At 68.3% G+C, this 25,535-nt stretch carries 21 protein-coding genes; 13 read left to right on the top strand and 8 right to left on the bottom strand.

Features of this window, described 5'->3' with window-relative positions; all coding sequences use genetic code 11:
• The first annotated feature begins 32 nt into the window (after positions 1 to 32).
• The 3 genes from RHA1_RS29385 (at position 33) to RHA1_RS29375 (ending at position 8,540) form a co-directional block, all read left to right on the top strand.
• A complete protein-coding gene (locus tag RHA1_RS29385) occupies positions 33 to 3,914 on the top strand; it encodes an ABC transporter ATP-binding protein (protein ID WP_081437481.1) in 3,882 nt (1,293 codons plus the stop codon).
• A gap of 111 nt (positions 3,915 to 4,025) precedes the next feature.
• Positions 4,026 to 7,802 (top strand): multifunctional oxoglutarate decarboxylase/oxoglutarate dehydrogenase thiamine pyrophosphate-binding subunit/dihydrolipoyllysine-residue succinyltransferase subunit, encoded by a 3,777-nt coding sequence (locus RHA1_RS29380; protein WP_011598064.1) that lies wholly within the window; start codon positions 4,026 to 4,028, stop codon positions 7,800 to 7,802.
• 21 nt (positions 7,803 to 7,823) lie between these two features.
• A complete protein-coding gene (locus RHA1_RS29375) occupies positions 7,824 to 8,540 on the top strand; it encodes an AAA family ATPase (RefSeq protein ID WP_011598063.1) in 717 nt (238 codons plus the stop codon).
• 12 nt (positions 8,541 to 8,552) lie between these two features.
• On the opposite strand, the gene RHA1_RS29370 is transcribed toward RHA1_RS29375, so the two are convergent.
• Both RHA1_RS29370 and RHA1_RS29365 read right to left on the bottom strand, forming a co-directional pair.
• A complete protein-coding gene (locus RHA1_RS29370) occupies positions 8,553 to 9,266 on the bottom strand; it encodes a hypothetical protein (RefSeq protein ID WP_011598062.1) in 714 nt (237 codons plus the stop codon).
• 175 nt (positions 9,267 to 9,441) lie between these two features.
• Positions 9,442 to 10,080, bottom strand: a complete 639-nt coding sequence (locus RHA1_RS29365; RefSeq protein WP_009479245.1) for a TetR/AcrR family transcriptional regulator — start codon at positions 10,078 to 10,080, stop codon at positions 9,442 to 9,444.
• Between the two features lie 70 nt (positions 10,081 to 10,150).
• Here RHA1_RS29365 and RHA1_RS29360 point away from each other — a divergent pair, with 70 nt between their 5' ends.
• The 3 genes from RHA1_RS29360 to RHA1_RS29350 are packed head-to-tail and all read left to right on the top strand — an operon-like array spanning position 10,151 to position 13,507.
• Positions 10,151 to 11,752 (top strand): flavin-containing monooxygenase, encoded by a 1,602-nt coding sequence (locus RHA1_RS29360; protein ID WP_050787414.1) that lies wholly within the window; start codon positions 10,151 to 10,153, stop codon positions 11,750 to 11,752.
• Positions 11,749 to 12,579, top strand: coding sequence for an SDR family NAD(P)-dependent oxidoreductase (locus RHA1_RS29355; protein WP_011598060.1), 831 nt, complete (start codon positions 11,749 to 11,751; stop codon positions 12,577 to 12,579). Before RHA1_RS29360 ends, RHA1_RS29355 begins: the two co-directional genes overlap by 4 nt.
• Positions 12,580 to 12,586: 7 nt before the next feature.
• The gene (locus tag RHA1_RS29350; RefSeq protein WP_009479242.1) at positions 12,587 to 13,507 is read left to right on the top strand and encodes an alpha/beta hydrolase; all 921 of its coding nucleotides are present in this window, start codon (positions 12,587 to 12,589) and stop codon (positions 13,505 to 13,507) included.
• Here RHA1_RS29350 and RHA1_RS29345 read toward each other — a convergent pair.
• On the bottom strand, positions 13,466 to 14,407 hold the full coding sequence (locus tag RHA1_RS29345) for an ABC transporter substrate-binding protein (protein WP_050787413.1): 942 nt from the start codon (positions 14,405 to 14,407) through the stop codon (positions 13,466 to 13,468). The two genes, RHA1_RS29350 and RHA1_RS29345, sit on opposite strands and share 42 nt — an antisense overlap.
• Positions 14,408 to 14,550: 143 nt before the next feature.
• Between RHA1_RS29345 and RHA1_RS29340 the strand changes: the two genes are divergently transcribed.
• The 4 genes from RHA1_RS29340 to RHA1_RS29325 are packed head-to-tail and all read left to right on the top strand — an operon-like array spanning position 14,551 to position 18,085.
• On the top strand, positions 14,551 to 15,525 hold the full coding sequence (locus RHA1_RS29340; RefSeq protein WP_011598058.1) for an ABC transporter substrate-binding protein: 975 nt from the start codon (positions 14,551 to 14,553) through the stop codon (positions 15,523 to 15,525).
• A 10-nt stretch (positions 15,526 to 15,535) separates the two neighbouring features.
• Entirely contained in the window at positions 15,536 to 16,693 is a 1,158-nt protein-coding gene (locus RHA1_RS29335) for an ABC transporter ATP-binding protein (RefSeq protein ID WP_011598057.1), read from the top strand.
• A gap of 4 nt (positions 16,694 to 16,697) precedes the next feature.
• On the top strand, positions 16,698 to 17,396 hold the full coding sequence (locus tag RHA1_RS29330; protein ID WP_005239327.1) for an ABC transporter permease: 699 nt from the start codon (positions 16,698 to 16,700) through the stop codon (positions 17,394 to 17,396).
• Positions 17,393 to 18,085 (top strand): ABC transporter permease, encoded by a 693-nt coding sequence (locus tag RHA1_RS29325; RefSeq protein ID WP_011598056.1) that lies wholly within the window; start codon positions 17,393 to 17,395, stop codon positions 18,083 to 18,085. Before RHA1_RS29330 ends, RHA1_RS29325 begins: the two co-directional genes overlap by 4 nt.
• Before the next feature lie 82 nt (positions 18,086 to 18,167).
• Here the strand turns inward: RHA1_RS29325 and RHA1_RS29320 are convergent, their stop codons facing one another.
• From RHA1_RS29320 to RHA1_RS29310, 3 genes are all read right to left on the bottom strand, one after another.
• Positions 18,168 to 19,361: an NAD(P)-dependent malic enzyme gene (locus tag RHA1_RS29320; RefSeq protein WP_011598055.1), complete on the bottom strand. Its 1,194-nt coding sequence runs from the start codon at positions 19,359 to 19,361 to the stop codon at positions 18,168 to 18,170.
• 376 nt (positions 19,362 to 19,737) lie between these two features.
• Positions 19,738 to 20,097: a hypothetical protein gene (locus RHA1_RS29315; protein WP_011598054.1), complete on the bottom strand. Its 360-nt coding sequence runs from the start codon at positions 20,095 to 20,097 to the stop codon at positions 19,738 to 19,740.
• Positions 20,094 to 20,948, bottom strand: coding sequence for a PHP domain-containing protein (locus RHA1_RS29310; protein ID WP_009479236.1), 855 nt, complete (start codon positions 20,946 to 20,948; stop codon positions 20,094 to 20,096). The genes RHA1_RS29315 and RHA1_RS29310 overlap by 4 nt, the downstream gene beginning before the upstream one ends.
• A gap of 147 nt (positions 20,949 to 21,095) precedes the next feature.
• Between RHA1_RS29310 and corA the strand changes: the two genes are divergently transcribed.
• The gene (corA, locus tag RHA1_RS29305) at positions 21,096 to 22,187 is read left to right on the top strand and encodes a magnesium/cobalt transporter CorA (RefSeq protein WP_011598053.1); all 1,092 of its coding nucleotides are present in this window, start codon (positions 21,096 to 21,098) and stop codon (positions 22,185 to 22,187) included.
• On the opposite strand, the gene RHA1_RS29300 is transcribed toward corA, so the two are convergent.
• Positions 22,184 to 22,771 (bottom strand): suppressor of fused domain protein, encoded by a 588-nt coding sequence (locus RHA1_RS29300; RefSeq protein WP_029539487.1) that lies wholly within the window; start codon positions 22,769 to 22,771, stop codon positions 22,184 to 22,186. The two genes, corA and RHA1_RS29300, sit on opposite strands and share 4 nt — an antisense overlap.
• Positions 22,772 to 22,836: 65 nt before the next feature.
• Between RHA1_RS29300 and RHA1_RS29295 the strand changes: the two genes are divergently transcribed.
• Complete coding sequence (locus tag RHA1_RS29295; RefSeq protein WP_011598052.1) at positions 22,837 to 23,532, top strand: metallophosphoesterase family protein; 696 nt, start codon at positions 22,837 to 22,839, stop codon at positions 23,530 to 23,532.
• Positions 23,522 to 24,388, top strand: a complete 867-nt coding sequence (locus tag RHA1_RS29290; protein WP_005264657.1) for a hypothetical protein — start codon at positions 23,522 to 23,524, stop codon at positions 24,386 to 24,388. Before RHA1_RS29295 ends, RHA1_RS29290 begins: the two co-directional genes overlap by 11 nt.
• On the opposite strand, the gene RHA1_RS29285 is transcribed toward RHA1_RS29290, so the two are convergent.
• Entirely contained in the window at positions 24,378 to 25,484 is a 1,107-nt protein-coding gene (locus RHA1_RS29285; protein WP_081437480.1) for a winged helix DNA-binding domain-containing protein, read from the bottom strand. The two genes, RHA1_RS29290 and RHA1_RS29285, sit on opposite strands and share 11 nt — an antisense overlap.
• Positions 25,485 to 25,535: the final 51 nt, after the last annotated feature.

Here is a 25,535-nt window from a genome sequence, read left to right as displayed (position 1 = left end):
CCCTGTCGGTACCCGGCGCTAACGTGGATCCAGTGGCAAGTGAGAGTGCGTCCGGTTCGGTGATCGAACGGGAGCAGACGCTGGAGCAGGATCAGGCACGGCCGGGTTGGATTCGACGGCTGAGCGGTGAGTGCTGGGCGCACCGCCGCGTCGCACTCGGTGCCCTGTCCGTGACGGTCGTCGCCGCCGGGATCGATATCTCGTTCCCCCTCCTCACCAAGTACGCGGTCGATGCCGCGGGCTCGGGTAGCGCCACTCAGGTGATCGGCATCGCCGCCCTGCTCATCGCACTGCTCGCGTGCGTCCGCTTCGGCTGCCAGTACGGCCGCCGGATGCTCGCAGGCAAGCTGTCACTCGACGTCCAGCACGACCTGCGGCTCGGCCTGCTGGGCGCGCTGCAACGCCTCGACGGGCGGGGGCAGGATCAGATCCGCACCGGACAGGTGGTCTCGCGGTCCATCACCGACCTCCAGCTGGTGCAGGGCCTGCTCGCCATGGTCCCGTTGTCGGCGGGCGCGCTGCTCCAGTTCGTCCTCGCGCTCGGCATCATGGCCTGGCTGTCACCGCTGCTGACCGTCGTCGCGCTGGTGATCGTCCCCGCCGTGTGCCTCGTCGTCTACGCGATGCGCCCGAAACTGTTCGCGGCAACCTGGTCGGCGCAGCAACGGGCAGCCGACCTCGCGCAGCACGTCGAGGAGACCGTCACCGGTGTCCGCGTCGTCAAGGGGTTCGGCCAGGAGCGCCGGGCCGTCGACCAACTCGAAGACCACAGCCGGACGCTGTACGCCGAACGCCTGCGAGCCGCCCGGATCAATGCGCGCTTCGCGCCGACCATGGCGGCACTGCCCCAGCTCGGTCTCGTCGGCGTCATCGCGGTCGGCGGCTACCTCGCCCTGCACGGTTCCATCACGATCGGCACGTTCCTCGCCTTCGCCACGTACGTCGCCACGATGACCGCCGTCACCCGCACGCTGTCGTCGGTCGTGATCATGGCCCAGCTGTCCCGGGCCGCCGTCGAGCGCGTGTACGAGGTGATCGACGCCGAACCGGAGGTCGCGGACCCGCCGCATCCCACCGCACTGCCCGGCGGACCGCTGGGTGTGGACCTGCGGGCGGTCACGTTCGGATTCGAACCGGACCGGCACATTCTCCGCGGACTCGACCTGCGCATCGCGCCCGGCGAGACGGTCGCGGTGGTCGGCATGGCCGGCTCCGGCAAGACCGCCCTGTCGCTGCTGCTCCCCCGCTTCTACGCACCATCCGCGGGTTCCGTGTCCCTCACGTCGGCGGGCGAGTCGTTCGACGTCTCGCAGCTGAGCGCCGAGCAGTTGCGCGAAGCCGTCGGCCTCGTGTTCGACGAGCCGTTCCTCTTCTCCGACACCATCGCGGCCAACATCGCCCTCGGCAAGCCCGACGCCAGCGCCGAGGAGATCCGCGCCGCCGCCGACATGGCCGCCGCCGACGAGTTCGTCTCCGCGTTGCCGGACGGGTACGACACCGTGGTCGGCGAACGCGGTCTCACCCTCTCCGGCGGGCAGCGGCAGCGGATCGCGCTGGCACGCGCACTCCTCACCGACCCGAGGGTGCTGATCCTCGACGACGCGACCTCCGCCGTCGACGCCACCACCGAGGCGTCGATCTTCGCGGCGCTCCGGGCGAATCGCGGGCGGACGGCGCTGATCCTGGCGCATCGCCGCTCGACCCTGTCGCTGGCCGACCGCGTCGCCGTGCTCGACGGCGGACGGATCATCGATTCCGGCACGGTGGCCGAGCTCGACGAACGGTGCCCGCTCTTCCGCGCACTGTTCGCCTCCCCCGACACCGCGGGCCCCATCGACGTCAGCGTCCCCGCACCGAGCGAGCCGATGCCGTATCAGCGCATGCCGTCCGAGTCCGAGTTGTGGCCGGAGGACGTCGAGGAGTGGGACGTGCCCGGCTCGTCCGCCTCGTCCGGCCGCACCCCGGCGTCCGGTGCGGGCCCGGGCGGCGGCCGCACCGCCGGCGGACCGATGGCGGGAGCGCTGGGCAACGTGGCCGCGACCCCGGAACTTCGGGAGGCCGTGAACGCGCTTCCGCCCGCCGTCGAGAGCCCGGGCATCGACACCCGGGACCTGCGCCTGCCCGAGCCCGACTTCCGGCTGACGCGGATCCTGCGCCCGGTCCGAGCCCTGCTCGTCGCCGTCGTCGTCTGCCTCGCGCTCGACTCGCTCGCAGGGATCGCGTTCCCGTCGATCGTCCGGTTCGCGATCGACCGGGGTGTCGTCCCGCAGGACTCCGCAACCCTCTGGACGGCGGCCGGGGTCGGCGTCGCCCTCGTCGTCGCCGGCTGGCTCGTCGTCGCGCTGATGACGGTCCTCACCGCCCGGGCGGGTGAACGCGTGCTGTTCGGGCTGCGGGTGCGCAGTTACGCCCACCTGCAGCGGCTCGGACTCGACTACTACGAGCGCGAACTGTCCGGCCGCATCATGACCCGGATGACCACCGACGTCGACGCGCTGTCGTCGTTCATCCAGACCGGGATGTCCACCGCCGTGGTGAGTGTCCTGACCGTCCTCGGTATCTCCGTCGCCCTGGTCGCCACCGACGTCACGCTCGCGCTGGTGGCGCTCGCCGTCATCCCGCCGCTCGTCGTCGCGACGCTGATCTTCCGGCGGATCTCCTCGGTGGCGTACACGGTCTCGCGTGAGCGGATCTCGCTCGTCAACGCCGACTTCCAGGAGAACATCGCCGGGCTCCGCGCGGCCCAGGCGTACCGCCGCGAAGGGTTCGCCGCCCGGAGGTTCGCCGAGCGGGCCGACAGCTACCGGCGCAGCCGGATGCGGTCACAGCGGGCGATCTCGCTGTACTTCCCGTTCATCGCGTTCCTCTCCGACCTCGCTCTGGCCGCCGTGGTGTTCGTCGGCGCGCGCCAGGTCGCGGCAGGGGACACGACGACCGGGACACTCGTCGCCTTCGTGCTGTACCTCGGGCTGCTGTTCGGGCCCATCCAGCAGCTGTCGCAGGTGTTCGACGGGTACCAGCAGGCCAGTGTCGGTCTGCTCCGGATCGGGGACCTGCTCCGCACTCCCAGTTCCATCGAGCGGGCTACGTCGCGGGAAAACCTCCAGCCGATCGACGGGCACCTGCGCGGCGAGCTGTGCCTGCGCGACGTCGGGTTCCGCTATCAGGGCGCCGACAGCGACGCCCTGACCGACATCGACCTGCACATCCCCGCCGGCACCACCGTCGCCCTGGTCGGCCGGACCGGTGCGGGCAAGTCGACCATCGTGAAACTGCTCGCCCGCTTCTACGACCCGACGTCCGGCGCGGTGCTCGTCGACGACGTGGATCTCCGCCGGTACCCGCTCGGCGCGTACCGCGGACGCCTCGGCGTCGTCCCCCAGGAGGCGCACCTGTTCACCGGGACCGTCGCCACCAACATCGCGTACGGCCGCCCGGATGCGAGCCGCGAGGAGATCGAGGACGCTGCCCGCGCGGTCGGAGCGCTGGGCACGATCGCCGGACTGCGGGGTGGGATGCATCACCCCATCGGCGAGCGCGGGCAGGGATTGTCGGCGGGCCAGCGTCAGCTGATCGCGCTGGCCCGGGCCGAGCTGGTCGACCCCGATCTGCTGCTGCTCGACGAAGCGACCGCGACACTCGATCCGGCCACCGAGCAGGTAGTTCTCGAGGCGAGCAGCCGTGTGACCCGCACCCGGACGTCGGTGGTGGTGGCCCACCGGCTGGCCACCGCGGCCCGGGCAGATGTGATCCTCGTCATCGACAAGGGGCGCGTCGTCGAGACCGGATCGCACGCCAATCTGCGCTATGCCGGTGGCCACTATTCGGGACTGTGGGATGCGGCGGAGACCGGGTCGGGGAATAATCGCGGGGCGAGAACCGTCATCGATGGTGACCCCATCGGTTGGCCGTGAGACAGCTCACACGTGCAGGCCTGGCGATCTACACGTCACACGCGAGGGCTAGTCTCATGTATATAGGCGCTCTGATCGGGTACCGAAATAGAAACGAGGCGAACACCTGCCGTGAGCAGCAGCTCTACATCCCAGTTCGGACAGAACCAGTGGTTGGTTGACGAGATGTACCAGCGTTTCCAGGACGATCCGTCGTCCGTGGACGCGAGTTGGCACGAATTCCTGACGGATTACTCTCCCGACGCCGCCGCCAAGGCAGGCGCAGCCAACGGACACGGCACTAACGGCACCACCACCGCCGCACCTGCTGCCGCTCCCTCCGCCAAGGCGGCGACTCCCCCGGTTCCCGAGTCCGAGACCGCACCCAAGCCTCAGACCAAGACGGCCAACGGCGCCGCGCCCAAGGCTGCACCCAACGGTGCAGCTCCGAAGGCTGCTGCCCCGAAGACCGAGGCCCCCAAGAAGGCCGCACCCGCGAAGGAGACCGCGGCGACGGACGCGAAGGCGTCCGCTCCAGCTCCTGCAGTAGAAGAGTCGAAGGTTCTCCGCGGCGCAGCTGCTGCCGTCGCCAAGAACATGTCGGCCTCGCTGGCCATTCCGACCGCCACCAGCGTTCGCGCCATCCCTGCGAAGCTGATGTTCGACAACCGGATCGTCATCAACAACCACCTCGCCCGTACCCGCGGCGGCAAGATCTCGTTCACGCACCTGCTGGGTTACGCGATCGTGCAGGCGGTCAAGGCGTTCCCGAACATGAACCGGCACTTCGCCGAGATCGACGGCAAGCCCAACGCGGTCACCCCCGCACATACCAACCTCGGTCTGGCCATCGACCTGCCGGGCAAGGACGGCAGCCGGTCCCTCGTCGTCGCCGCGATCAAGAACACCGACACCCACAACTTCACGCAGTTCTACAGCGCCTACGAGGACATCGTCCGGCGCGCGCGTGACGGCAAGCTCACCGCCGAGGACTTCTCGGGTGTCACGATCTCGCTGACCAACCCCGGCGGCATCGGCACCGTGCACTCCGTGCCGCGTCTGATGAACGGCCAGGGCGCCATCATCGGTGCCGGCGCAATGGAGTACCCGGCCGAGTTCCAGGGCGCGAGCGACGAGCGTCTCGCCGAGATCGGCGTCGGCAAGCTCATGACGCTGACCTCGACGTACGACCACCGCATCATCCAGGGTGCCGAGTCCGGCGACTTCCTCCGGACCATCCACAACCTGCTGATCAGCGACGAGTTCTACGACGAGATCTTCCACGCGCTGCACATCCCGTACGAGCCGGTCCGCTGGCGCAAGGACGTGCCCGAAGGCGCCGTCGACAAGAACACCCGCGTTCTCGAGCTGATCGCCGCGTACCGCAACCGTGGCCACCTGATGGCCGACACGGATCCGCTGCAGTTTGTCAAGGACAAGTTCCGCAGCCACCCGGACCTGGACGTCCGCACGCACGACCTGACCCTGTGGGATCTCGACCGCGAGTTCAAGGTCGGCGGCTTCCACGGCCAGGAGAAGATGAAGCTGCGCGACGTGCTCAGCGTGCTGCGCGACGCGTACTGCCGCCACGTCGGTGTCGAGTACACGCACATCCTGGAGCCGGAGCAGCAGCAGTGGCTGCAGGACCGGGTCGAGGCGCACCACGTCAAGCCCACGGTCGCTCAGCAGAAGTACATCCTGAGCAAGCTCAACGCCGCCGAGGCGTTCGAGACGTTCCTGCAGACCAAGTACGTCGGGCAGAAGCGCTTCTCCCTCGAGGGCGCCGAGTCCGTCATCCCGATGATGGACGCCGTCATCGACCAGGCCGCCGAGCACCAGCTCGACGAGGTGGTCATCGGCATGCCGCACCGCGGTCGCCTCAACGTTCTCGCGAACATAGTCGGTAAGCCGTACTCGAAGATCTTCACGGAGTTCGAGGGCAACATGAACCCGGCGGCCGCCCACGGCTCCGGCGACGTGAAGTACCACCTCGGCGCCGAGGGCACGTACATCCAGATGTTCGGCGACAACGACATCACCGTGTCGCTGACGGCCAACCCGTCGCACCTCGAGGCGGTCGACCCGGTCCTCGAGGGCCTGGTCCGCGCGAAGCAGGACATCCTCGACAAGGGCGAGGACGGCTTCACCGTCCTGCCGCTCATGCTGCACGGCGACGCCGCGTTCGCCGGTCAGGGTGTCGTGGCCGAGACGCTGAACCTGGCACTGCTGCGCGGGTACCGCACCGGTGGCACCGTGCACATCGTGGTCAACAACCAGGTCGGTTTCACCACCGCCCCGGAGTACTCGCGTTCGTCCGAGTACTGCACCGATGTCGCGAAGATGATCGGCGCGCCGATCTTCCACGTGAACGGCGACGACCCCGAGGCCTGTGTCTGGGTCGCCCAGCTCGCTGTCGACTTCCGGGAGAAGTTCCAGAAGGACGTCGTCATCGACATGATCTGCTACCGCCGTCGCGGTCACAACGAGGGCGACGACCCGTCGATGACGCAGCCGGCGATGTACGACGTGATCGACACCAAGCGCAGCGTGCGTAAGAGCTACACCGAATCCCTGATCGGCCGCGGCGACATCTCGCTGAAGGAAGCCGAAGACGCACTCCGCGACTACCAGGGCCAGCTGGAACGGGTGTTCAACGAGGTTCGCGAACTCGAGAAGTACACGCCGGAGCCCAGTGAGTCGGTCGAACTCGACCAGGTGCTGCCCACGAAGTTGAAGACGTCCGTCGACGAGTCGGTGCTCGAGCGGATCGGCGACGCGTTCGTCAACGTGCCCGAGGGCTTCACGGTGCACCCGCGCGTCAAGCCGGTCATCGAGAAGCGCCGCGAAATGTCTCGCGAGGGCAAGATCGACTGGGCGTTCGCCGAGCTGCTCGCATTCGGTTCGCTGGTCGACCAGGGCAAGATGGTTCGCCTGTCCGGCCAGGATTCCAAGCGCGGCACGTTCACGCAGCGTCACTCGGTCCTCATCGACCGCAAGACGGGCGCCGAGTACACCCCGCTGCAGAACCTGGGCAGCGAGAACCCTGGCAAGTTCCTGGTCTACGACTCCGCACTCAGTGAGTTCGCCGCCGTCGGCTTCGAGTACGGCTACTCCGTGGGCAACCCGGACGCGCTCGTGCTGTGGGAGGCGCAGTTCGGTGACTTCGTCAACGGCGCGCAGTCGATCATCGACGAGTTCATCTCGTCCGGTGAGGCCAAGTGGGGTCAGCTGTCCGACGTCGTGCTGCTCCTGCCGCACGGCCACGAAGGTCAGGGTCCCGACCACACGTCCGGTCGTATCGAGCGCTTCCTGCAGTTGTGCGCCGAGGGTTCGATGACCGTGGCCGTGCCGTCCACCCCGGCCAGCTACTTCCACCTGCTGCGTCGTCATTCGCTCGACGGAATCCGCCGCCCGCTGGTCGTCTTCACACCGAAGTCGATGCTGCGGAACAAGGCCGCGGTCTCCGACGTCGAGGACTTCACCACCGGCAAGTTCCGCTCGGTGTTCGAGGAGCCCACGTACGAGACGGGCGACGCCGAACGCGACAAGGTGCGTCGTGTCCTCCTCGTCAGCGGCAAGCTGTACTGGGAGCTGCTGGCGAAGAAGCAGAAGGACAACCGCGAGGACATCGCGATCGTCCGCATCGAGCAGCTGTACCCGGTTCCGAGTCGTCGTCTCCGCGAGACGCTGGACCGCTACCCGAACGCCACCGAGTTCCGGTGGGTTCAGGAGGAGCCGGCCAACCAGGGTGCGTGGCCGTTCTTCGGTCTCGCTCTGCCCGAGTTGCTGCCCGACAAGCTGTCCGGGATCAAGCGCATCTCGCGTCGTTCGATGTCGGCACCGTCCTCGGGTTCGAGCAAGGTGCACGCTGTGGAACAGCAGGAGATCATCGATGAAGCCTTCGGCTGAAGCGTTCAGCTGAGCGTTTGATTGACTGATCTGCCACTGAGCCGGGTCGAGTTCACTCCACGGAGCGGATTCGACCCGGCTTCGTGGTATCTGGACCTGCCCGCGGTGGCGGAACTGTGCGACAACGGTCTGGCATTCGAGCGGCCGGTCACGGTGATCGTGGGTGAGAACGGTGTCGGGAAGTCGACGCTGGTCGAGTCGATCGCTGCGGCCTGGCAGGGTGGGTTCCACGGGGCGCAGGACCGGTTGTGGTCGGCGGGTTCCAGCCCCGAGGACGCGGACCTCGGCACTCACCTCACGTGTGTCGGCGCCCGGCCGCAGCCGTACGGCGGGTGTTTCCTGCGTGCCGAGTCGATGCATTCGCTGTTCGGTGCGGCCGACGAGTCACGTCCCCGCGAGGACGATCCGTCGTTCAACCAGCTCTCGCACGGTCAGTCGTTCCTGCGGTACGTCGCCGACCGTCCGATCGGGGTGGGCCTGTGGATTCTGGACGAGCCGGAGGCCGCGCTGTCGTTCCAGTCCTGCCTGGCGCTGCTCGGGGTCATCGCGGATCTCGCCGAGGAGGGTTCGCAGGTGATCATGGCGACGCACTCTCCCCTGCTCGCCGCCGCGCCCGGCGCCGAGATCTGGGAACTCACCGACGAGGGCATCGACTACCCCGAGTGGAATCAGCTCGACCTCGTCCGCAACTGGCGGTCGTTCCTCGACGGACCCGACCGCTTCCTGCGGCATCTCTAGGCCGGCCGACCACTACCGCCCCACCTCCGCCCGCGACCTCACGACCTGGACCGCGAGGGCGGTGGCGGTGGCGGCGAGGAGTCCGCCGAGGGCGGTGAGGGTGAGCGCGTCGGGGTGGATCAGCGGCTGACGGCGGAACGCCTGCCACGTGAGCACGGCGAGTGGCCCGGCGTCGGCGAACGCCAGCACGGCCGTCAGGGACGCTCGGGTTTTCTCGCTGCGGAGCCACGGAATCCGCGACGAGAGGACGCTCAGGACGAGGGCGCCGATCAGCATCACCTGCAGGCCGTGCAGTCCGACGAAGTGCGGGATGCGGAGGTCGCCGCCGGACGTGCTCCAGTTGGTCACCGGCAGTCCTGGATTCTCGTCGGTGACGCCGACGCTGTGCCGTGCGGCGAGTTCGACGACGCGGCCGCTCGCGTCGGTCGTGGTCTGCCGGCCCTGAAGTCCCATGAGGTACCCGAGTGCCATGCCGGCCACCGCCAGGAACATGCCCGCATGGATGGCGCGGGTGAGGGCACGATCCCCAACCCGCTGGAACAGCAGGATCAGGGCGATCACGAGGTTCGCGACGAACAGGCCGGGGACACCGGTCATGAACACGTATTGGCCGATCCTGTTGACGGCGTCGTCGGACATGTTGAAGTGGCTGAACGTTCCGCGCGCGGCCTGCAACGCGATGAATCCGACGTCGATGATGCCGGTCACGGCGAACACCGTCGCCATGGCCCGCGACCATCACCGCCAGCGGCACCTGGCGGGACGCGACGATGCGGGAGCGGAGATCGAGGGTGGTCATGACGAGAACGCTGGGAACATCGCATGCGTCGTCACGTCACGCCGGGGAACGAAATCGGTGTAACCCGCGGGTACTACGGGTGTACCCCGAGCACTAGGGGTGTCAGGTGGTGGTGGCCGACATCAACGCGGCGGCGATCTCGGGTGCGGCGGCGATGGCGAGCGCGGGGAGGGCCTGGACGTTGAGTTCGATCAGTTCGTCGCGGGTCAGGTGTGGGTCGCGCAGCCAGGTGATGGTGACTTCCTCGACGTAGGCGATCCAGCCGCGGACGGCGAGTTCGACCGCCCGGGTGGGCTCGACACCGATCGCGGGCAGTTGTTCGAGGGTCCGTGCGGACATCACGGCCCGGGTCTCCTCGAAGACGGCGCGCATGTCGGGGTCGCCACTCGCCGTCCCCCGCAGGAGCGACACGTACGTACCACGGTTCTCGCTGACGTAGTCGACGTACGACGCGAGGACCGAGCGCAGGATCTGCATCGGATCCCGCGCATCCCCGATGTAGGGGGCGGGGGCGGTGCGGGCGAGCATCTCGCTGCTGGTGTGCCGCACGATCTCGAGGTGGAAGTCGTGCTTGGACGCGAAGTAGTGGAACAGCAGTCCGCGGGAGACGCCCGCCTGGTCGGCGATGTCCTCGACGGAGATCTGCTCGAGCGGGCGCTGCGCCAGCATCTTCGCGCCGAGGTCGATCAGTTGCGCGCGCCGTTGTTCGGGGCTGAGACGGGTCCGCTTCACGACGTCCATGAGACAAGACTACTGAATGAAGGTCAATAGGCTATTGACTGCCCCTCAATAGCGCCCTATGGTTTCTTACATGAGTCTCCCCGTCACAGATACTTCCGCCCCACCCGCAGGTGTCCGGCACATCGACACGCTGATCATCGGCAGCGGGTTCGCCGGCCTCGGCGCGGCGATCAAGCTGACCCAGGCAGGCAAGACCGATTTTCTCGTGCTCGAACGCGGGTCCGACGTCGGCGGTACCTGGCGAGACAACACGTACCCGGGCGCGGCGTGCGACGTTCCCTCGCATCTGTACTCCTACTCGTTCGCGCTGAACCCGGAGTGGACCCGGTCGTTCTCGACGCAGCCCGAGATCCAGAAGTACATCCAGTCGGTGGCCGACAAGTACAAGGTGCGCAACAAGCACCTCTTCGGGTGTGACGTGCAGTCCGCCCACTGGAACGAGTCGACCACCCGCTGGGAGGTCACCACCACGAAGGGGAACTTCGTCGCCAAGGTCCTCGTCTCCGCGGTCGGCGCACTGTGCGAGCCGTCCCTCCCCGACATCAAGGGCATCGAAGGCTTCGAGGGCGAGATCTTTCACTCCGCCCGCTGGAACCACGACGCCGACCTGACGGGCAAGCGCGTCGCCGTCATCGGCACAGGCGCCTCGGCCATCCAGATCGTGCCCGCCATCGGCAAGAAGGTGTCGCACCTCGACGTGTACCAGCGCACGGCGCCGTGGATCCTGCCCCGGGCGGACCGCGAGTACACGAAGCTCGAGCACACCGCGTTCAAGTATCTCCCCGGCTTCCAGAAGCTGTGCCGCACCGGCATCTACTGGATGCGCGAGAGCCAGGTCGTCGGACTCGCGAAGGCCCCCGTCTTCATGAAGCCGCTGCAGTTCGCGGCCGAGCGCCACCTGCGCCGCCAGATCAAGGACAAGGCTCTACGCAAGAAGGTCACGCCGAACTTCCAGATCGGCTGCAAGCGGATGCTGATCTCGAACAACTACTACCCCACCCTCGCGCAGGACAACGTCGACCTGGTGACCGACGGCATCGCCGAGGTCACGGCCGACTCGGTGGTCTCGAAGGACGGCACCGTCCGCGAGGTCGATGCCATCGTCGTCGCCACCGGCTTCCACGTCACCGACTCCCCCACGTTCGAGGGCATCTTCGGCAAGGACGGCCGCTCGCTCGCCGACGTCTTCGACGAAGGCGGACAGCAGGGCTACAAGGGCGCCGCGATCGCGAACTTCCCCAACATGTTCTTCCTGGTGGGCCCGAACACGGGTCTGGGCCACACCTCGATGGTCTTCATGATCGAGTCGCAGCTCAACTACCTCGTCGACGCCCTGCAGACGCTCGACAAGTACGACATCGGCAAGATCGAGGTCCGCCAGGACGCCCAGGACCGCTACAACGCCGAACTCCAGGAGAAGCTGTCGCACAGCGTCTGGAACAACGGTGGGTGCGCGAGTTGGTACCTCGACAAGCACGGCAACAACACCACGCTGTGGCCGGGCTTCACGTTCCAGTTCCGGAACGAGACGAAGCGCTTCGACCTCACCGCGTACGACAGCGTGGCCACCGCCGATCTACCTGCACCCGTGCACGTGAACGGCAAGACCCCCGGCCCCGCCGCCATCCCGGCACAGATCGACCTCGACGACGACAAGGTGACAGCACAGTGAGCGAGTTCGCAGGCAAGGTAGTCGTGATCACCGGAGCCGGTTCCGGTATCGGCAGGGCACTCGCCCTCAACCTGGCGGGCCGGGGTGCCAGGCTGGCGATCTCGGACATGGACACGGTCGGGCTCGCCGAGACGGCACGCCAGGCCGAGGCGCTGGGAGCCGAGGTCAAGGCCGATCACCTGGACGTCACCCAGCGCGAGGCGGTGCTCGCGTACGCCGACGACGTGCGGGCGCACTTCGGCAAGATCAACCAGGTGTACAACAACGCCGGCATCGCCTACCACGGTGAGTTCGAGAAGTCCGAGTTCAAGGACATCGAGAGGATCATGGACGTGGACTTCTGGGGAGTCGTCAACGGCACCAAGGCCTTCCTGCCGCATCTCATCGCGTCGGGCGACGGCCACGTCGTGAACGTCTCGAGCCTCTTCGGTCTACTGTCCATGCCGGGTCAGAGCGCGTACAACTCGGCGAAGTTCGCGGTGCGCGGTTTCACCGAGTCCCTGCGCCAGGAGATGCTGATCGCCAAGCACCCCGTCAAGGTGACGTGTGTGCACCCCGGTGGCATCAAGACGGCCATTGCCCGCAACGCCACCGCGGGACCGGGTGAGGACCTCGACACGTTCGCGAAGTTCTTCGACCAGAAGCTTGCACGCACCACGCCGGAGGCGGCTGCCGAGACCATCGTGAACGGTGTCCGCAAGAGCAAGCCGCGCGTCCTGATCGGTGCCGACGCCAAGTTCCTCGACGCCTGGGTGCGGCTCGTCGGACCCAGCTACCAGCGTGTGGTCGCCCTCGTCGCCGGACGAGTCCTCCCGAAGTCGAACTGAGGTACCGATGAGCTTCCACCTGCCGCTGCCGGTCGTCGCGACGGCCCTCCGGCCGTTCTACCGGCTCAGCCTCAATGCCCGGCTTCCGTACACCGTGCAGCGGGCGCTCCTCGACCTCGGCGCTCCATTGCAGCGGGTGCCCGCAGGTGCCGTCGTCCGCCCGACCTCGCTGGCCGGGCGGCCGGCGGAGCGAATCACGTTGGGACCCACCGAACGCCGGACCGCGGTGCTCTATCTGCACGGCGGGGCGTACACGATCGGTTCGCTCGCCACGCACCGTTCGCTGGCCGCTCACATCGCCAGGGAATCCGGCAGCGTCGTCTACACCCTCGACTACCGGCTGGCCCCGGAGCATCCGTTCCCGGCCGGGCTCGAGGACGCGGTCGCGGCGTACATGGAGCTGAACACCGAACACGGTTACGAGACAGAGCAACTCGCCATCGCCGGCGATTCGGCGGGCGGTGGCCTCGCGGTCGCCACGGCGCGCCGCCTGATCGACCGGCACGGTGTGACTCCGGCCGCGTTGGCGCTGATCGCTCCGTGGGTCGATCCCGGCAGGCGCGACACGTCCCGCGACCGGGATCTCGTACTCAACACGGCGTGGTCGTTCGACGCCGCCGAGAAGTACCTGGGCAACGGGGACGCGCACGATCCGGGTTACGCACCGCTGCACGGAAATCTGGCGGGACTGCCGCCGACGCTGATCCACGTCGGGGTGGACGAGGTGCTCTACCCGCAGATCATGGAGTTCGTCGACAAGCTGAACGAGTCGGACGTGGACGTCACACTCACCGAGTACGCCCGGCTGTGGCACGTCGCCCACCTGCAGGCGTCCCTGGTCCGCGAGGCCGCGGATGCGGTCGCCGAACTCGGGGCGTTCCTGGATTCACAGATGAGCGTCGAGCCACACCCGCGCCACGTCGGCTGAATCGGCACCACCGCGGACCTGGCCGATCATGTCGGCCAGGTCCGCGGTCGTCAACTCACCCGCCACGACGTTCAGTGCCTTCAGCTGGGCTTCGGTGAGAGTTCCGATCCGGAACAGCGGCACCACGTTCTGTGCGGTGAACACGTGCTCGTCGTCCGCCAGCAGCACCAGATCTGCGTCCGAGACGTCCGGTGACGCGGTGGTCACCCCGGCCACCCGCACGGCTCCGTCCGTCGATGCCGGGGCGGCGAGTTCGCCGACGGCGGCCGCGTCGTCGGCCACTGTCCGGGTCTGCGCGAACGTGCAGCCGGTGAGGTCGGGAAGCGCGTCGGCCTCGAACGCCGGGGCGAGCACGGCCGTGCTTCTGCTGCACGAGGGAGCGAGTTCGTCCAGGGTGGTGAGATCCAGCTGCCCCGACGTCTGCGAGGTCACGGCCAGCGCCGACCTGTCCTCGGCGGCCGCGTAGTCGGAGATCGAAAGCCCCTGCGGCAGAGCCTTGCTCAACGCCTCGAACACATCGTCCTGTTCCGTCTCCGTCGATTCGGGGTCGTAGTAGCGCAGCAACCGGCCCGTGAACTCCGGCACCAGCGTGACGTTTCCGGCATCGAGCTGTCCGAGGTACGCGGTCCGGTCACCGAGTCCCCCGTCGGTGGTGACCGGCGCCCCGGTCGAACGCAGGGCACCCGCGTAGATTTCGGCCAGGATCCGGCTCTCCGCTCCGTCACCCGCACCCACCACGATCTCGCCCGGCCCCTGCGCCGCGGAACCGTCGAGGGTCGTGTCACCGCCTGCGCATCCCGACGCCGCCCCCGCGACCAGTAGCAGCGCGGACGCGGCGATCAGTGCCCGGGACCACGCCGCTGGGCGCCCGGCCGATCCGTCTGTGCGTGTATGTGCCACGTCGCGCCTTTCGTTTACCTCGAGCTGGTCGAAAACCGTGCTCTGTCTGCCCCTATCGTTACACTGGCCAACCGATGGCGCGGACACGCGTCCACCGGTTCCCGTCGGCAGGCCCGGCGCCGGTGACAACGGGAAGGACGCTCATGCGCACCTCACGAATTCTGTCGGGCTTCACCCGCCGCTCCGTTGGCAGCATCGCTCTCGCGACGGTCGCCGTCGTGTCGCTCGCGGCATGCGGTGGCGGCGGATCCGACCCCCTGTCCGCCGGCGGCGAGGGATCGGGTGACGACCCCAACACGATCATCGTGGGATCCGCGAACTTCCCCGAATCGGAGACGGTCGCGAACATCTACACCGAGGTGCTCCGCGCCAACGGGTTCGACGTGACGACGAAGTTCAACATCGGCAGCCGTGAGGCCTACATTCCCGCGCTGAAGGACGGGTCGATCGACGTCATCCCCGATTACACGGGCAACCTGCTGCAGTACCTCGACCCGGATTCGAACGCCACGAGCGCTGCCGACGTGGACGCCGCGCTGCCTACCGCGCTGGGCTCGGAACTGACGATCACCACACCGGCCCCGGCCGAGGACAAGGACGCCGTCGTCGTCACGAAGGAGACGGCGCAGCGCTGGAATCTCACCTCCATCGCGGATCTCGCGGCGCACTCGAACGAGGTGAAGTTCGGTGCGCCGGCCGAATTCCAGGAACGTCCCGGTGGCCTCCCCGGCCTGAAGGCCAAGTACGGCCTCGACATCACGGCCGACAACTTCGTCCCGATCGCCGACGGCGGCGGTCCCGCCACGGTGGACGCCCTCGCATCGGGACAGATCACGGCCGCCGACATCTTCACGACGTCCCCGGCGATCGCGCAGAACGGTTTCGTGGTGCTCGCGGATCCGCAGAACAACTTCGCGGCGCAGAACGTCGTGCCGGTGGTGCGCGCCCCCAAGTCCTCCGACAAGCTGACCCGGGCGCTCGACGCACTGTCGGCGAAGCTGACCACCGAAGAGCTTGTCGCGCTCAATGATTCCGTGTCGGGTGACGCGAAAACCGAGCCGGCCGCGGCCGCCAAGCAGTGGGTGACGGACCAGGGGCTCGACAAGCCGGTCTCGTGAGGAGCCTGCCGTGATCACATTCTCGGGAGTCACCAAGCAGTACCCGGACGGCACGACGGCGGTCGACAACCTCGACCTGGAGATCGAAGCCGAATCGTTCACCGTCTTCGTCGGGCCGTCCGGCTGCGGCAAGACCACGTCGATGCGGATGATCAACCGGATGATCACCCCGACCGCGGGAACGATCACGGTCGACGGCCGCGACATCGCCCAGACCGACGCGGTGAAGCTCCGACTCGGCATCGGCTACGTCATCCAGAGCGCGGGACTGCTGCCGCACCGCACGGTGGTCGACAACGTCGCGACCGTGCCGGTGCTGCGCGGCGACTCACGACGCAACGCCCGCAAGGCCGCGTTGGCGGTGCTCGAACGCGTCGGACTCGACCCGGCGCTGGCGTCCCGCTATCCCGGGCAACTGTCCGGCGGGCAGCAGCAACGCGTCGGGGTCGCGCGGGCGCTGGCCGCCGACCCGCCGATCCTGCTGATGGACGAGCCGTTCAGCGCGGTCGATCCCGTTGTCCGCGAAGACCTGCAGGCCGAGATGCAGCGCCTGCAGGCCGAGATGCGCAAGACGATCGTGTTCGTCACCCACGACATCGACGAGGCCGTCAAACTCGGCGACCGAGTGGCCGTCTTCGGGCCGGGTGGCCGGTTGCAGCAGTACGACGCGCCCGACACGGTGCTGTCCGCGCCGGCCACCGATTTCGTCGCCTCGTTCGTGGGACGCGACCGCGGGTACCGCGGACTGTCGTTCCGGACGGCAGATCAGGTTCCGCTGCACACCATCCGGACGGCGACCGAGAAGGAGTTGTCCGGGCTCCGGCTCGAACAGGGTGAATGGGTCCTGGTCGTCACGGACGCGGGCGTTCCGCGGGGGTGGATCGATGTCACCGGCGTCGAGGGGGCGCGGGCCGGACGGCCCGTCTCCGAGTGCACGGCGGCGGGCGGGTCACTCTTCTCCCCCGGTGCCGACCTGCGGCAGGCCCTGGACGCGGCCATCTCCTCACCGTCGGGCATCGGAGTGGCCGTCGACGCCGACGGCGCGGTCACCGGCGGTATCCTCGGCTCCGAGGTGATCGCGAAGCTGGCCGAGCAGCGGGCAGCCGAGGATCGCGCGAGGGGTGAGCACTACTTCACTGCCCAACCGGCAACCCCGGACGGGCCGTGATCCCATGCGATGGCTCATCGACAATTTCTCGGTCGTCGTCGACCTGACGAAGACCCATCTCTATCTCGCACTGGTTCCGCTGCTGATCGGGTTACTCATCGCGGTCCCGGTCGGGACCGCGATCCGGGGTGCGTCCTGGCTGCGGAAGATCACGCTGATCGTCGCGGGTATCGCGTTCACGATCCCGTCGCTGGCGTTGTTCGTGACGATCCCCTCCGTCGTCGGACTGCAGATCCTGGACCCGCTCAATGTGGTGATCGCGCTGACGATCTACTCCACTGCCCTGCTCATCCGCGCCGTGCCCGAGGCCCTCGACTCCGTTCCCGCCGACGTCGTCGACTCCGCCACCGCGATGGGTTTCACCCGGCTCCGCCGGGCCCTGACCGTCGAATTGCCCCTCGCGCTACCCGTTCTCGTCGCGAACGTGCGAGTGGTGGCGGTGACCAACATCTCACTGGTGTCGGTGGGTTCGCTGATCGGGATCGGCGGTCTCGGCACGCTGTTCACCCAGGGCTACCAGCGAGACTATCCGGACCAGATTCTCGCCGGGATCATCGCGATCGTCGTTCTGGCCCTCGCGTTCGACCTGCTGCTGTTCCTGGTCGGCCGGGCACTGACACCGTGGACCCGGCAGCAGAAGGTCCGGCGCACGCCGCTGGTCGCGGGACAGTCGGCGGCCCCGGCCGCAGGGGAGGCTTCGTGAACATCTTCGGCGGCGCATGGGAGTACATCGTCGATCCGGGAAACTGGTCGGGCAGCACCGGAATCGGCGCCCGCATCCTCGAACACCTCTGGTACAGCTTCCTGGCGGTCGCACTGTCCGCCGTGGTCGCGGTGCCGATCGGACTGATCATCGGGCATCTGCGCAAGGGGGACGTGGTCGTGGTCGGTCTCGTCAACGCGCTCCGGTCGCTGCCGACACTGGGTCTGCTGACGTTCCTGGTGCTGCTGCTCGGACTGGGTCTCATCCCGCCGATCCTCGCCCTGGTGATCCTCGGAATCCCGCCGGTACTCGCGGGCACCTACGCGGGTGTCGCGAACGTCGACCGGACGGTCGTGGACGCCGCCCGCGCGATGGGAATGACCGAGTGGCAGGTCCTCACACGTGTCGAGGCCCCGAATGCGCTGCCGCTCATGCTCGGCGGGCTGCGCAACGCCACCCTGCAGATCATCGCGACCGCAACGGTTGCTGCGTACGTCAACCTCGGCGGCCTGGGCCGCTACATCTTCGACGGATTGGCCCTGCGCCAGTACGACAGGGTGCTCGTCGGTGCGCTGCTCGTGACGATCCTCGCACTGGTCGTGGACGGCCTGCTCGCGCTGGCGGTGTGGGCGTCCGTTCCCGGAACCGGCCGCCTGCGCCGCAACCCGAGCGCCGAACGCGCGTCGTAGCGAACACGTCACCCAACGGCAAACACCCCGACACCGGAACCGTGGGTGCGGGTTCTGGATCGGGGTGCTCGACGGATTCTCGCTAGCCGGTGACGCCTTCTGCACGGGCAGCGGCGGCGACTGCCTCCGCGACAGCGGGGGCGACGCGAGGATCGAGCGGGCTGGGAACGATCTTGTCTACAGCCAACTCGTCACCGACGACCGAGAGGATTGCCTCGGCGGCGGCGAGCTTCATACCTTCGGTGATCCGGCGGGCACCGGCATCGAGCGCACCACGGAACACACCGGGGAAGGCCAGCACATTGTTGATCTGATTCGGGAAATCCGAGCGTCCGGTCGCCACGATCGCCGCATGCTTACGGGCGACGTCCGGGTGGATCTCCGGGTCCGGGTTCGACAACGCGAACACGATCGAACCCTCCGCCATCGTCGCGATCAGCTCCTCCGGCACCGTGCCGGCGGACACCCCGAGGAACACATCCGCCCCGTCGAGGGCTTCGACGATGCCGCCGCGGCGGCCGGCCGGGTTGGTGCGTGCGGCCAGATCCACCTTGACCTCGTTCAGGTCCTGCCGATCCTTGGAGACGATGCCCTTCGAGTCGAGCACCGTCACATCGGCGATCCCGGCGGCGAGCAGGATGTTCGCGCAGGCCACACCGGCGGCGCCGGCACCGGAGATGACCACCCGCAGCTGGTGGATGTCGCGGTCCTGGACCTTGACCGCACCCTTGAGGGCGGCCAGGACGACGATGGCGGTGCCGTGCTGGTCGTCGTGCATGACCGGGCAGTCCAGGGCCTCGATGACCCGCTTTTCGATCTCGAAGCAGCGCGGCGCGGAGATGTCCTCCAAGTTGACCGCACCGAAGCTCGGGCGCAGCCGGATCAGGGTTTCGACGATCTCGTCGGGGTCCTTGGTGTCGAGGACCAGCGGGATCGAGTTCAGGCCCGCGAAGTTCTTGAACAGGGCGGACTTGCCCTCCATCACGGGAAGGGAGGCGCGGGGGCCGATGTCGCCGAGGCCGAGTACCGCGGAGCCGTCGGAGACGACGACCACCAGGCGGCTGGTCCAGGTGTAGCGGTCGGCGAGGGTTTCGTCGGCGGCGATGGCGCGGGAGACCTGCGCGACGCCGGGCGTGTAGGCGATGGACAGGGCGCGCTGCGTATCGAGGGCGGTCGTGGTCTCAACCGAGAGCTTTCCCCCGATGTGGCCGGCGAAGATCTCCTCGTCGGTCAGCTCGACCTTCTGCGGTGTGGTGGGTTCGGACACGATGGACACGATGACACTCCTGCTAAGTCCAGGCTCACTCGGGGCCGGGTTACTGAGAAGTAACCGTGAGGATCGGCGCTGATCCTCACAGTTACTCCACGAACGACAACTGAGGGTGAAGCTTCCGGGGTGCGCGATCACGATGGCCGCAGAACGTCCGAAGCGTCATGGCACGGGCGGGTGAGCCCTGGCAACACTGCCATAAACCCCCGCCGAAGGGCGGTGGCGCCGACGTCGGAGTGGTGCTAAGTCTGGCACGAATATCGATGCACAATCAAATTGCCCCGACAGTCAGATGTCTCACGTTTTCTGGCCTCTACCTGTGAGAATAAGTTACCGATGGGTCACTGTGAGAGCCGGTTTCACATAACGCGCCGAGCGTCCGTCAACCCCACCACTGGGTAGCCAGCAGAAGCGCCGCCGCCGCGAGGACGGCGACGGATGCGACCACGGCGACGAGACCGTCGCGGCGGTCCGCAATCCGCTGCGCCACGATCACGAACACGGACGCGACCACGTGCGCGGTGATGGAGATCGTCCCCGGGCCGGGGAAGCCCCGGCCGCCGCCCACGTAGGCGGAGCCGATCACGACGAGGCAGAGGATCACCACCCCGGCGGCGACGGCACCGCTAAGGGCGCGCAGCGCGCGGACGACGAGAGGGCTGCGACGCGGTTCGGTGGCCGTCACCGTCCTCGGGAGGGTGGGACCGTAGGGGTCGTACCGCTCGAACTCGTGCGTGTTCATGCCGAGACCACCTGTACGCCGGATGCTTTCGAGACGAGGGTGTCGAATTCGTCGGCGTCCGTCGTGAACTCGCCGAGCCGGATGGCCTTGTTCGTGCCGTGGTAGTCGGAGGAGCCGGTGACGACCAGACCGAGCTCGTCGGCCAGTTCCTGCAGTACCCGAGCGTCATCCGACGAGTGGTCGGGGTGGTGCACCTCGAGCCCGTGCAAACCCGCTCCCGCCAGGTCGCGGACATGATCGAGCGACAGCAGCCGCCCCCTCGTGCGGGCCCGTCCGTGGGCGAGGATGCTCACTCCCCCGGCCTCCGCCACCAGTTGCACGGCGTCGTCGAGGGGCGTATCGGACTTGTCGACGAAGTACCGGCCGCGGGGGGCCAGCAGATCCACGAACGCCTCACCGACGCTGCCGACCACTCCGGCGCGCATCAGGGCCCTCGCCAGGTGCGGGCGTCCCGCCGCGGGTCCCGCTTCCGCGAGCACCTCGTCGGCGTCGATGGGCAGACCGTCCTCCATCATCAACTCCGCCATGGCGCGGATCCGCACGATCCGCTCGGTCCGCAACCGTTCCCGCTCGCGTGCGAACGCCGCGTGCGCGGGATCGAACAGGTAGGCGAGGAGATGCACCGCAACCGGACGTCCGTCCTCACCTCGCCCCTCGCAGGACATCTCCATGCCCCGCACGAGCGCCAGCCCCGCAGGCAACGCCGCGACCGCTTCGGCCCACCCCGCGGTCGTGTCGTGATCGGTGATCGCCACGATGTCGAGTCCTGCTGCCCCCGCGGCACGCACCAGGTCCGCCGGGCTGTCGGTTCCGTCGGAGGCCGTCGAATGGGTGTGGAGATCGATGAGCACCAGACCAGTCTGTCAGGTGTCGCGGCACGGGGTCCGAGCGTGCGGCCCGGAAGCCTGGCGTGTCGGGCGACGCCGCCGGTCCGGAGCGGGTGCTGACGTACGATTCACCAGCAGCGTTTCCGACTCGACGGTGAAAGGGAGGGCCCCGTGCCGTCTGTGCCCTCGCTCCCCAAGCGTGGCAGCGACAAGGATCAGCGCAGCGGAGGCAAGGACCCGGGCCCCAGGATCCGCATCCCGACCGCGCGCGCCATCGTGGACTGCGGCGTGTACGTCGACGGCACGAGGCTCCCCGGAAAGTACACGCACCAGGCCGCGATGGCCGAGGTCCGCAAGCGGGGCCGAGGGTTCGTGTGGGTCGGGTTGCTCGCCCCCGACGAGGGGCAGATGGAGAGCGTGGCCGAGACGTTCGGGCTGCACGAGTTGATGGTCGAGGACGCCGTCCACGCCCACCAGCGGCCGAAGCTGGAACGCTACGACGACGTGTTGTTCCTGGTGCTGCGGACGGTCAACTATGTGCCTCACGAATCGGTGGCGACGGCCAGCGAGATCGTGGAGACCGGCGAGATCATGGTGTTCGTGGGCGCCGACTTCGTCATCACCGTCCGGCACGGTGACCATTCCCCGCTCGCGAACGTCCGGCATGCGCTGGAGGCGAACCAGGAGCGGCTCGCCCTGGGCCCGTACGCGGTGCTGCACGCGGTCGCGGACCACGTGGTGGACACCTACCTCGAAGTCACCCAGGCCATCGAAGAGGACGTCGACGGCATGGAGGAGGCGGTGTTCAGCCCGCGCAGCAGCGTGGCGGTCGAACACATCTACCTCCTCAAGCGCGAGATCGTCGAACTCCGCAAATCGGTGAACCCGCTGTCCAATCCGCTGCTGCGGCTGACGCGGGCACCGGGCAATCCGGTGCCGAAGGAGATCCGCCGCTACTTCCGCGACGTCCTCGACCACCACACCACCGTCGCCGAGCGGATCGCCGAATACGACGAGGTCCTCAGCTCACTCGTCGACGCCGCCCTCGCCAAGATCGCCGTGCAGCAGAACACCGACATGCGCAAGATCTCGGCGTGGGTGGCCATCGCGGCCGTGCCGACGATGATCGCGGGCATCTACGGCATGAACTTCGACAACATGCCCGAATTGCATTGGCAGTACGGCTATCACGGCGTGGTGTTCGTGATCGCGTCGGTGACGGTGGCCCTGTTCGTCACGTTCCGCCGGAACCACTGGCTCTAGAGGGACGCGGCACCGCGGTTCGGATCGCGGACGTCGATGCCCGCCTCCGTCCAGGCGTCGCGCAGTGCGCCGGCGCCGCGCAGCCGGACCCACGCCGCTTCGGTGCCGGTGAGCGGCACGACAGCGAGGAACCGGACGGCCTCCGCGGGCTCGGGCAGCGGGAGGTCCGGGACGGTCGATTCACCGAGTAGCACGGCGGTGAACGGTGCGTCCTTCCACAGCGGCTCACCCAGGTCGAGCAGCGCGTCCTCGACGAGAACCACCCCTTCCACCGACGGCGCCGCCGCCAGGACCGCGAGGGTCCGCGCCACTCCCGATGCCACCCCGGCCCCGCCGCGCAGGGTGAGGATCAGTTCGGCGCGGGGGCCACGGAGCGGGTCGGCCACCAGTTCGCCGGGGTCGCCCATCGGGTGCCGGGAGCACCCCAGGGTCACGTAGCGCACCAGTCCCGCGTCATCGGGCGCGAACCGCAGCACGTCCAGCGGCTCGACGCCCAGGAACGTCACCGATGCCGCAGTCGGCTCCGGGCCCCCGATCTGCCCCAGCAGGTGCGCGCGAACGGAGGCCACAACGCTGTCAGTCACCCCGCAATCAAACCACCGAAGCCGCTCACCCGTCCTCCGGCCTCGCGAGCCGGTAGCGTCGGAGCATGGTCTCGGTACTCGCAGTGTCCGACGAGACGATCGAGTCGCTGTGGAGTTCGCAGGTGCGTGCCATGGATGTCGACCTGATCCTCGGTGCGGGCGATCTCCCGTTCGACTACCTGGAATATCTGATCGACGCGCTCGACGCGCCGTGCGTCTTCGTGCCGGGCAACCACGACGCCGACCTGTCCGGCTACTCCGCGGGACGGGTCGGGTGGATGCGGGCGGGTCTACCCTCGGCGTGGCCGGGACCCTGCGGCGCGGTCAACGCGGACGGCCGGATCGTGCGCATCGCGGGCCTGCGCATCGCCGGTCTGGGTGGATCGATCCGCTACAACGACGGCCCTAATCAGTGGACCGAGCGACAGCAGCGGCGGCGGGCGCGCAACCTGGCGCTGACGAGTGCGTGGCACGCGCGCCGCTCGGGTGTGTCCGGCGTCGACGTACTGCTCACGCACAGCCCGCCGCGCGGAGTGGGCGACCAGGAGGATCCACCGCACCGGGGTTTCGAATGCTTCGAGACCCTCGCGGGCAGGTTGCAGGCCCGCGTCATGATCCACGGGCACGTCCACCCGTACGGCCGGGCGGCCGAGGACCGCACACTCGGCCCGACGACGGTGATCAACACCGTGGGATTCACCCTGATGGAGCTGGCCCCGGGCGCCGACCCCACCATCGTCAGGCGCCGGCATGGCACGTGACACCGGATTCCCCGCCGCCGATGCGGAGAACGATTTCACCCGCCAGCGTCGTCGCGCCGAGTTGTCGCGGCTGGTCAGCTGGCTGCGCCGCGAACCGGACGACGTCAACGAGATCCTGCCGTTCGACGAGGTGGTCGCGGCCGTCGGCCGGGTCGGGGAACGGTCGCTCGGACTGCAGGTGATCCCGGTCAACTCCATCGTCGGGAGCGTCGACCGGACCCGCGACTTCGACCGGTTCTTCCGGCCCACGTCCACCCGGGTGCGCGAGCGCTGGCAAAGACTGGCGGCCGCGCAGCGCCGGGGCGAGTCGGTGCCGCCGATCCAGGTGTATCGGATCGGGTCCATGCACTTCGTCAGCGACGGCCACCACCGCGTCTCCATCGCGTACGCGATGCACTGGAGCACGATCGACGCTTACGTCACCGAAATCCAGACCAAGATCTCCCCCGACGGGATCGCGCAGCGCGGAGACCTGGTCATCAAGGACCACCGCCGCCTGTTCCTCACCCGGGTTCCGTTGAGCGGGCCCCAGCGGGCGGCAGTGGTCGTCACCGATCCCTGGGAGTACGCCGAGATCAGCCAGAGCGTCGAGGCCTGGGGTTTCCGGCTCATGCAGGAGGTGGGCGAATTCCTCAGCCGTGAGACCGTGGCCCGGCGCTGGTTCGGTGAGGAGTTCCTGCCGGTGGTCCGGATGCTGCGGGCCGCGGAGATGCTTCCCGACCACACCGACGCCGAGGCCTACCTGTGGGTGGCGCGCGAGCGGTACCGCCTTGTGCGCCAGCATGTCTGGAACGACGAGATCATCGCCGAGCTCAGCCACCTCGCACCGCGCAGGCACAAACCGGCTAGCCCGTGAACCGCACGACGCGCTCGAGCGCCTCGGGGTGCGCGAACTTCAGCAGACGCCTGCCCTCCGCCTCGGTCGCGGTGCGGTGCGCTTTCGCGATGGCCGCCAACGGCTCCACGTCGAGTACCGCACGGCCTTTCTCGACCACCGTCGCGGTGAACGCCACGACCATGCCGTTCACCAGGACGGCAGGTTTGATGATGCCGTTCTGGGTGAAGACCTTCTTCCGCACGTCGTCGTCGAGGAGGCGTCCGCGGTCCGCGTGCGAGAGCAGCACGTTGTCGAACGGCGCGAGGATGCGGACGGGGGCGGGGGTGCCCGGGTCCGGCCGGGGTGCGTCGGGAAGGTCGAAGAGTTCCGGTCCCGCTTCGCCCTGGAACACCCGGAGTTCCGGCCGCAGCCGGTCGAATACCTCCCCGAGCCGGGTCAGTCCCGACCAGGCCTGGGCGTCCCGCGCGCTCGCCGGGCCGAACGCGGCGAGGTAGCGCAACAGCATCGTGTCGATGGACGGTGCGGCGGACAGTGGACGACCCACCCAAGACTCCAGCGTCGACAGCGCCGGTTGCCCGGACCTGCCCCAGAGCCCCCGCGGTGGAACCTGGACCATCGGGACCAGTCCCCGCACCCCGTGGGCGAGCGCGGCCCCGTCACGGCCGGGGAATCGCTCCTCGAGCAGGGGCCGCATCTGGGATTGCGTGCGGGGTTCGTCGCGCACCAGTTCGCGTCCCGCGGCGGCGAGGGCGCCGAGGTCGATCCCGTCGAGACCGGACCGGTGCTGCGTGTTGGTGTGCAGGTCGCGGTCGAGCAGCGGTTGAGTGAGCGGACGGAACGAGAGCGCGTCCGAGGCCGACAGGGCGAAGACCGTGCCGCGCATCGCGACGATCCGCACCACCGCGCGGTTCTCGATGAGGTCCGACAGCGACTCGGCCCGGAATCGGCTCAGCCGCGCCCACAACGCGAAGTACGGCGGGGCCGGAGCCTGGGCCTGCAGCCCGCAGAGGTGCTCGATCATGTCGAGAGCGGACGTGTCCGAGCGGCTCAGCAGCGATTGCCGGGCCAGTGTCGCCCGGCCCAGCGCTCGATTCGACATGCGTTCAGACCCCACCGTGAACCCCTTCGTTAGTTAGCCCCAGTACCGTATTTGATTACGCCCGTT

This window comes from Rhodococcus jostii RHA1, from assembly GCF_000014565.1.
Lineage (GTDB): Bacteria > Actinomycetota > Actinomycetes > Mycobacteriales > Mycobacteriaceae > Rhodococcus_F > Rhodococcus_F jostii_A.
The sequence above is the reverse complement of the archived record's forward strand: the minus strand, read 5'-3'. Positions and strand labels throughout refer to the sequence as shown.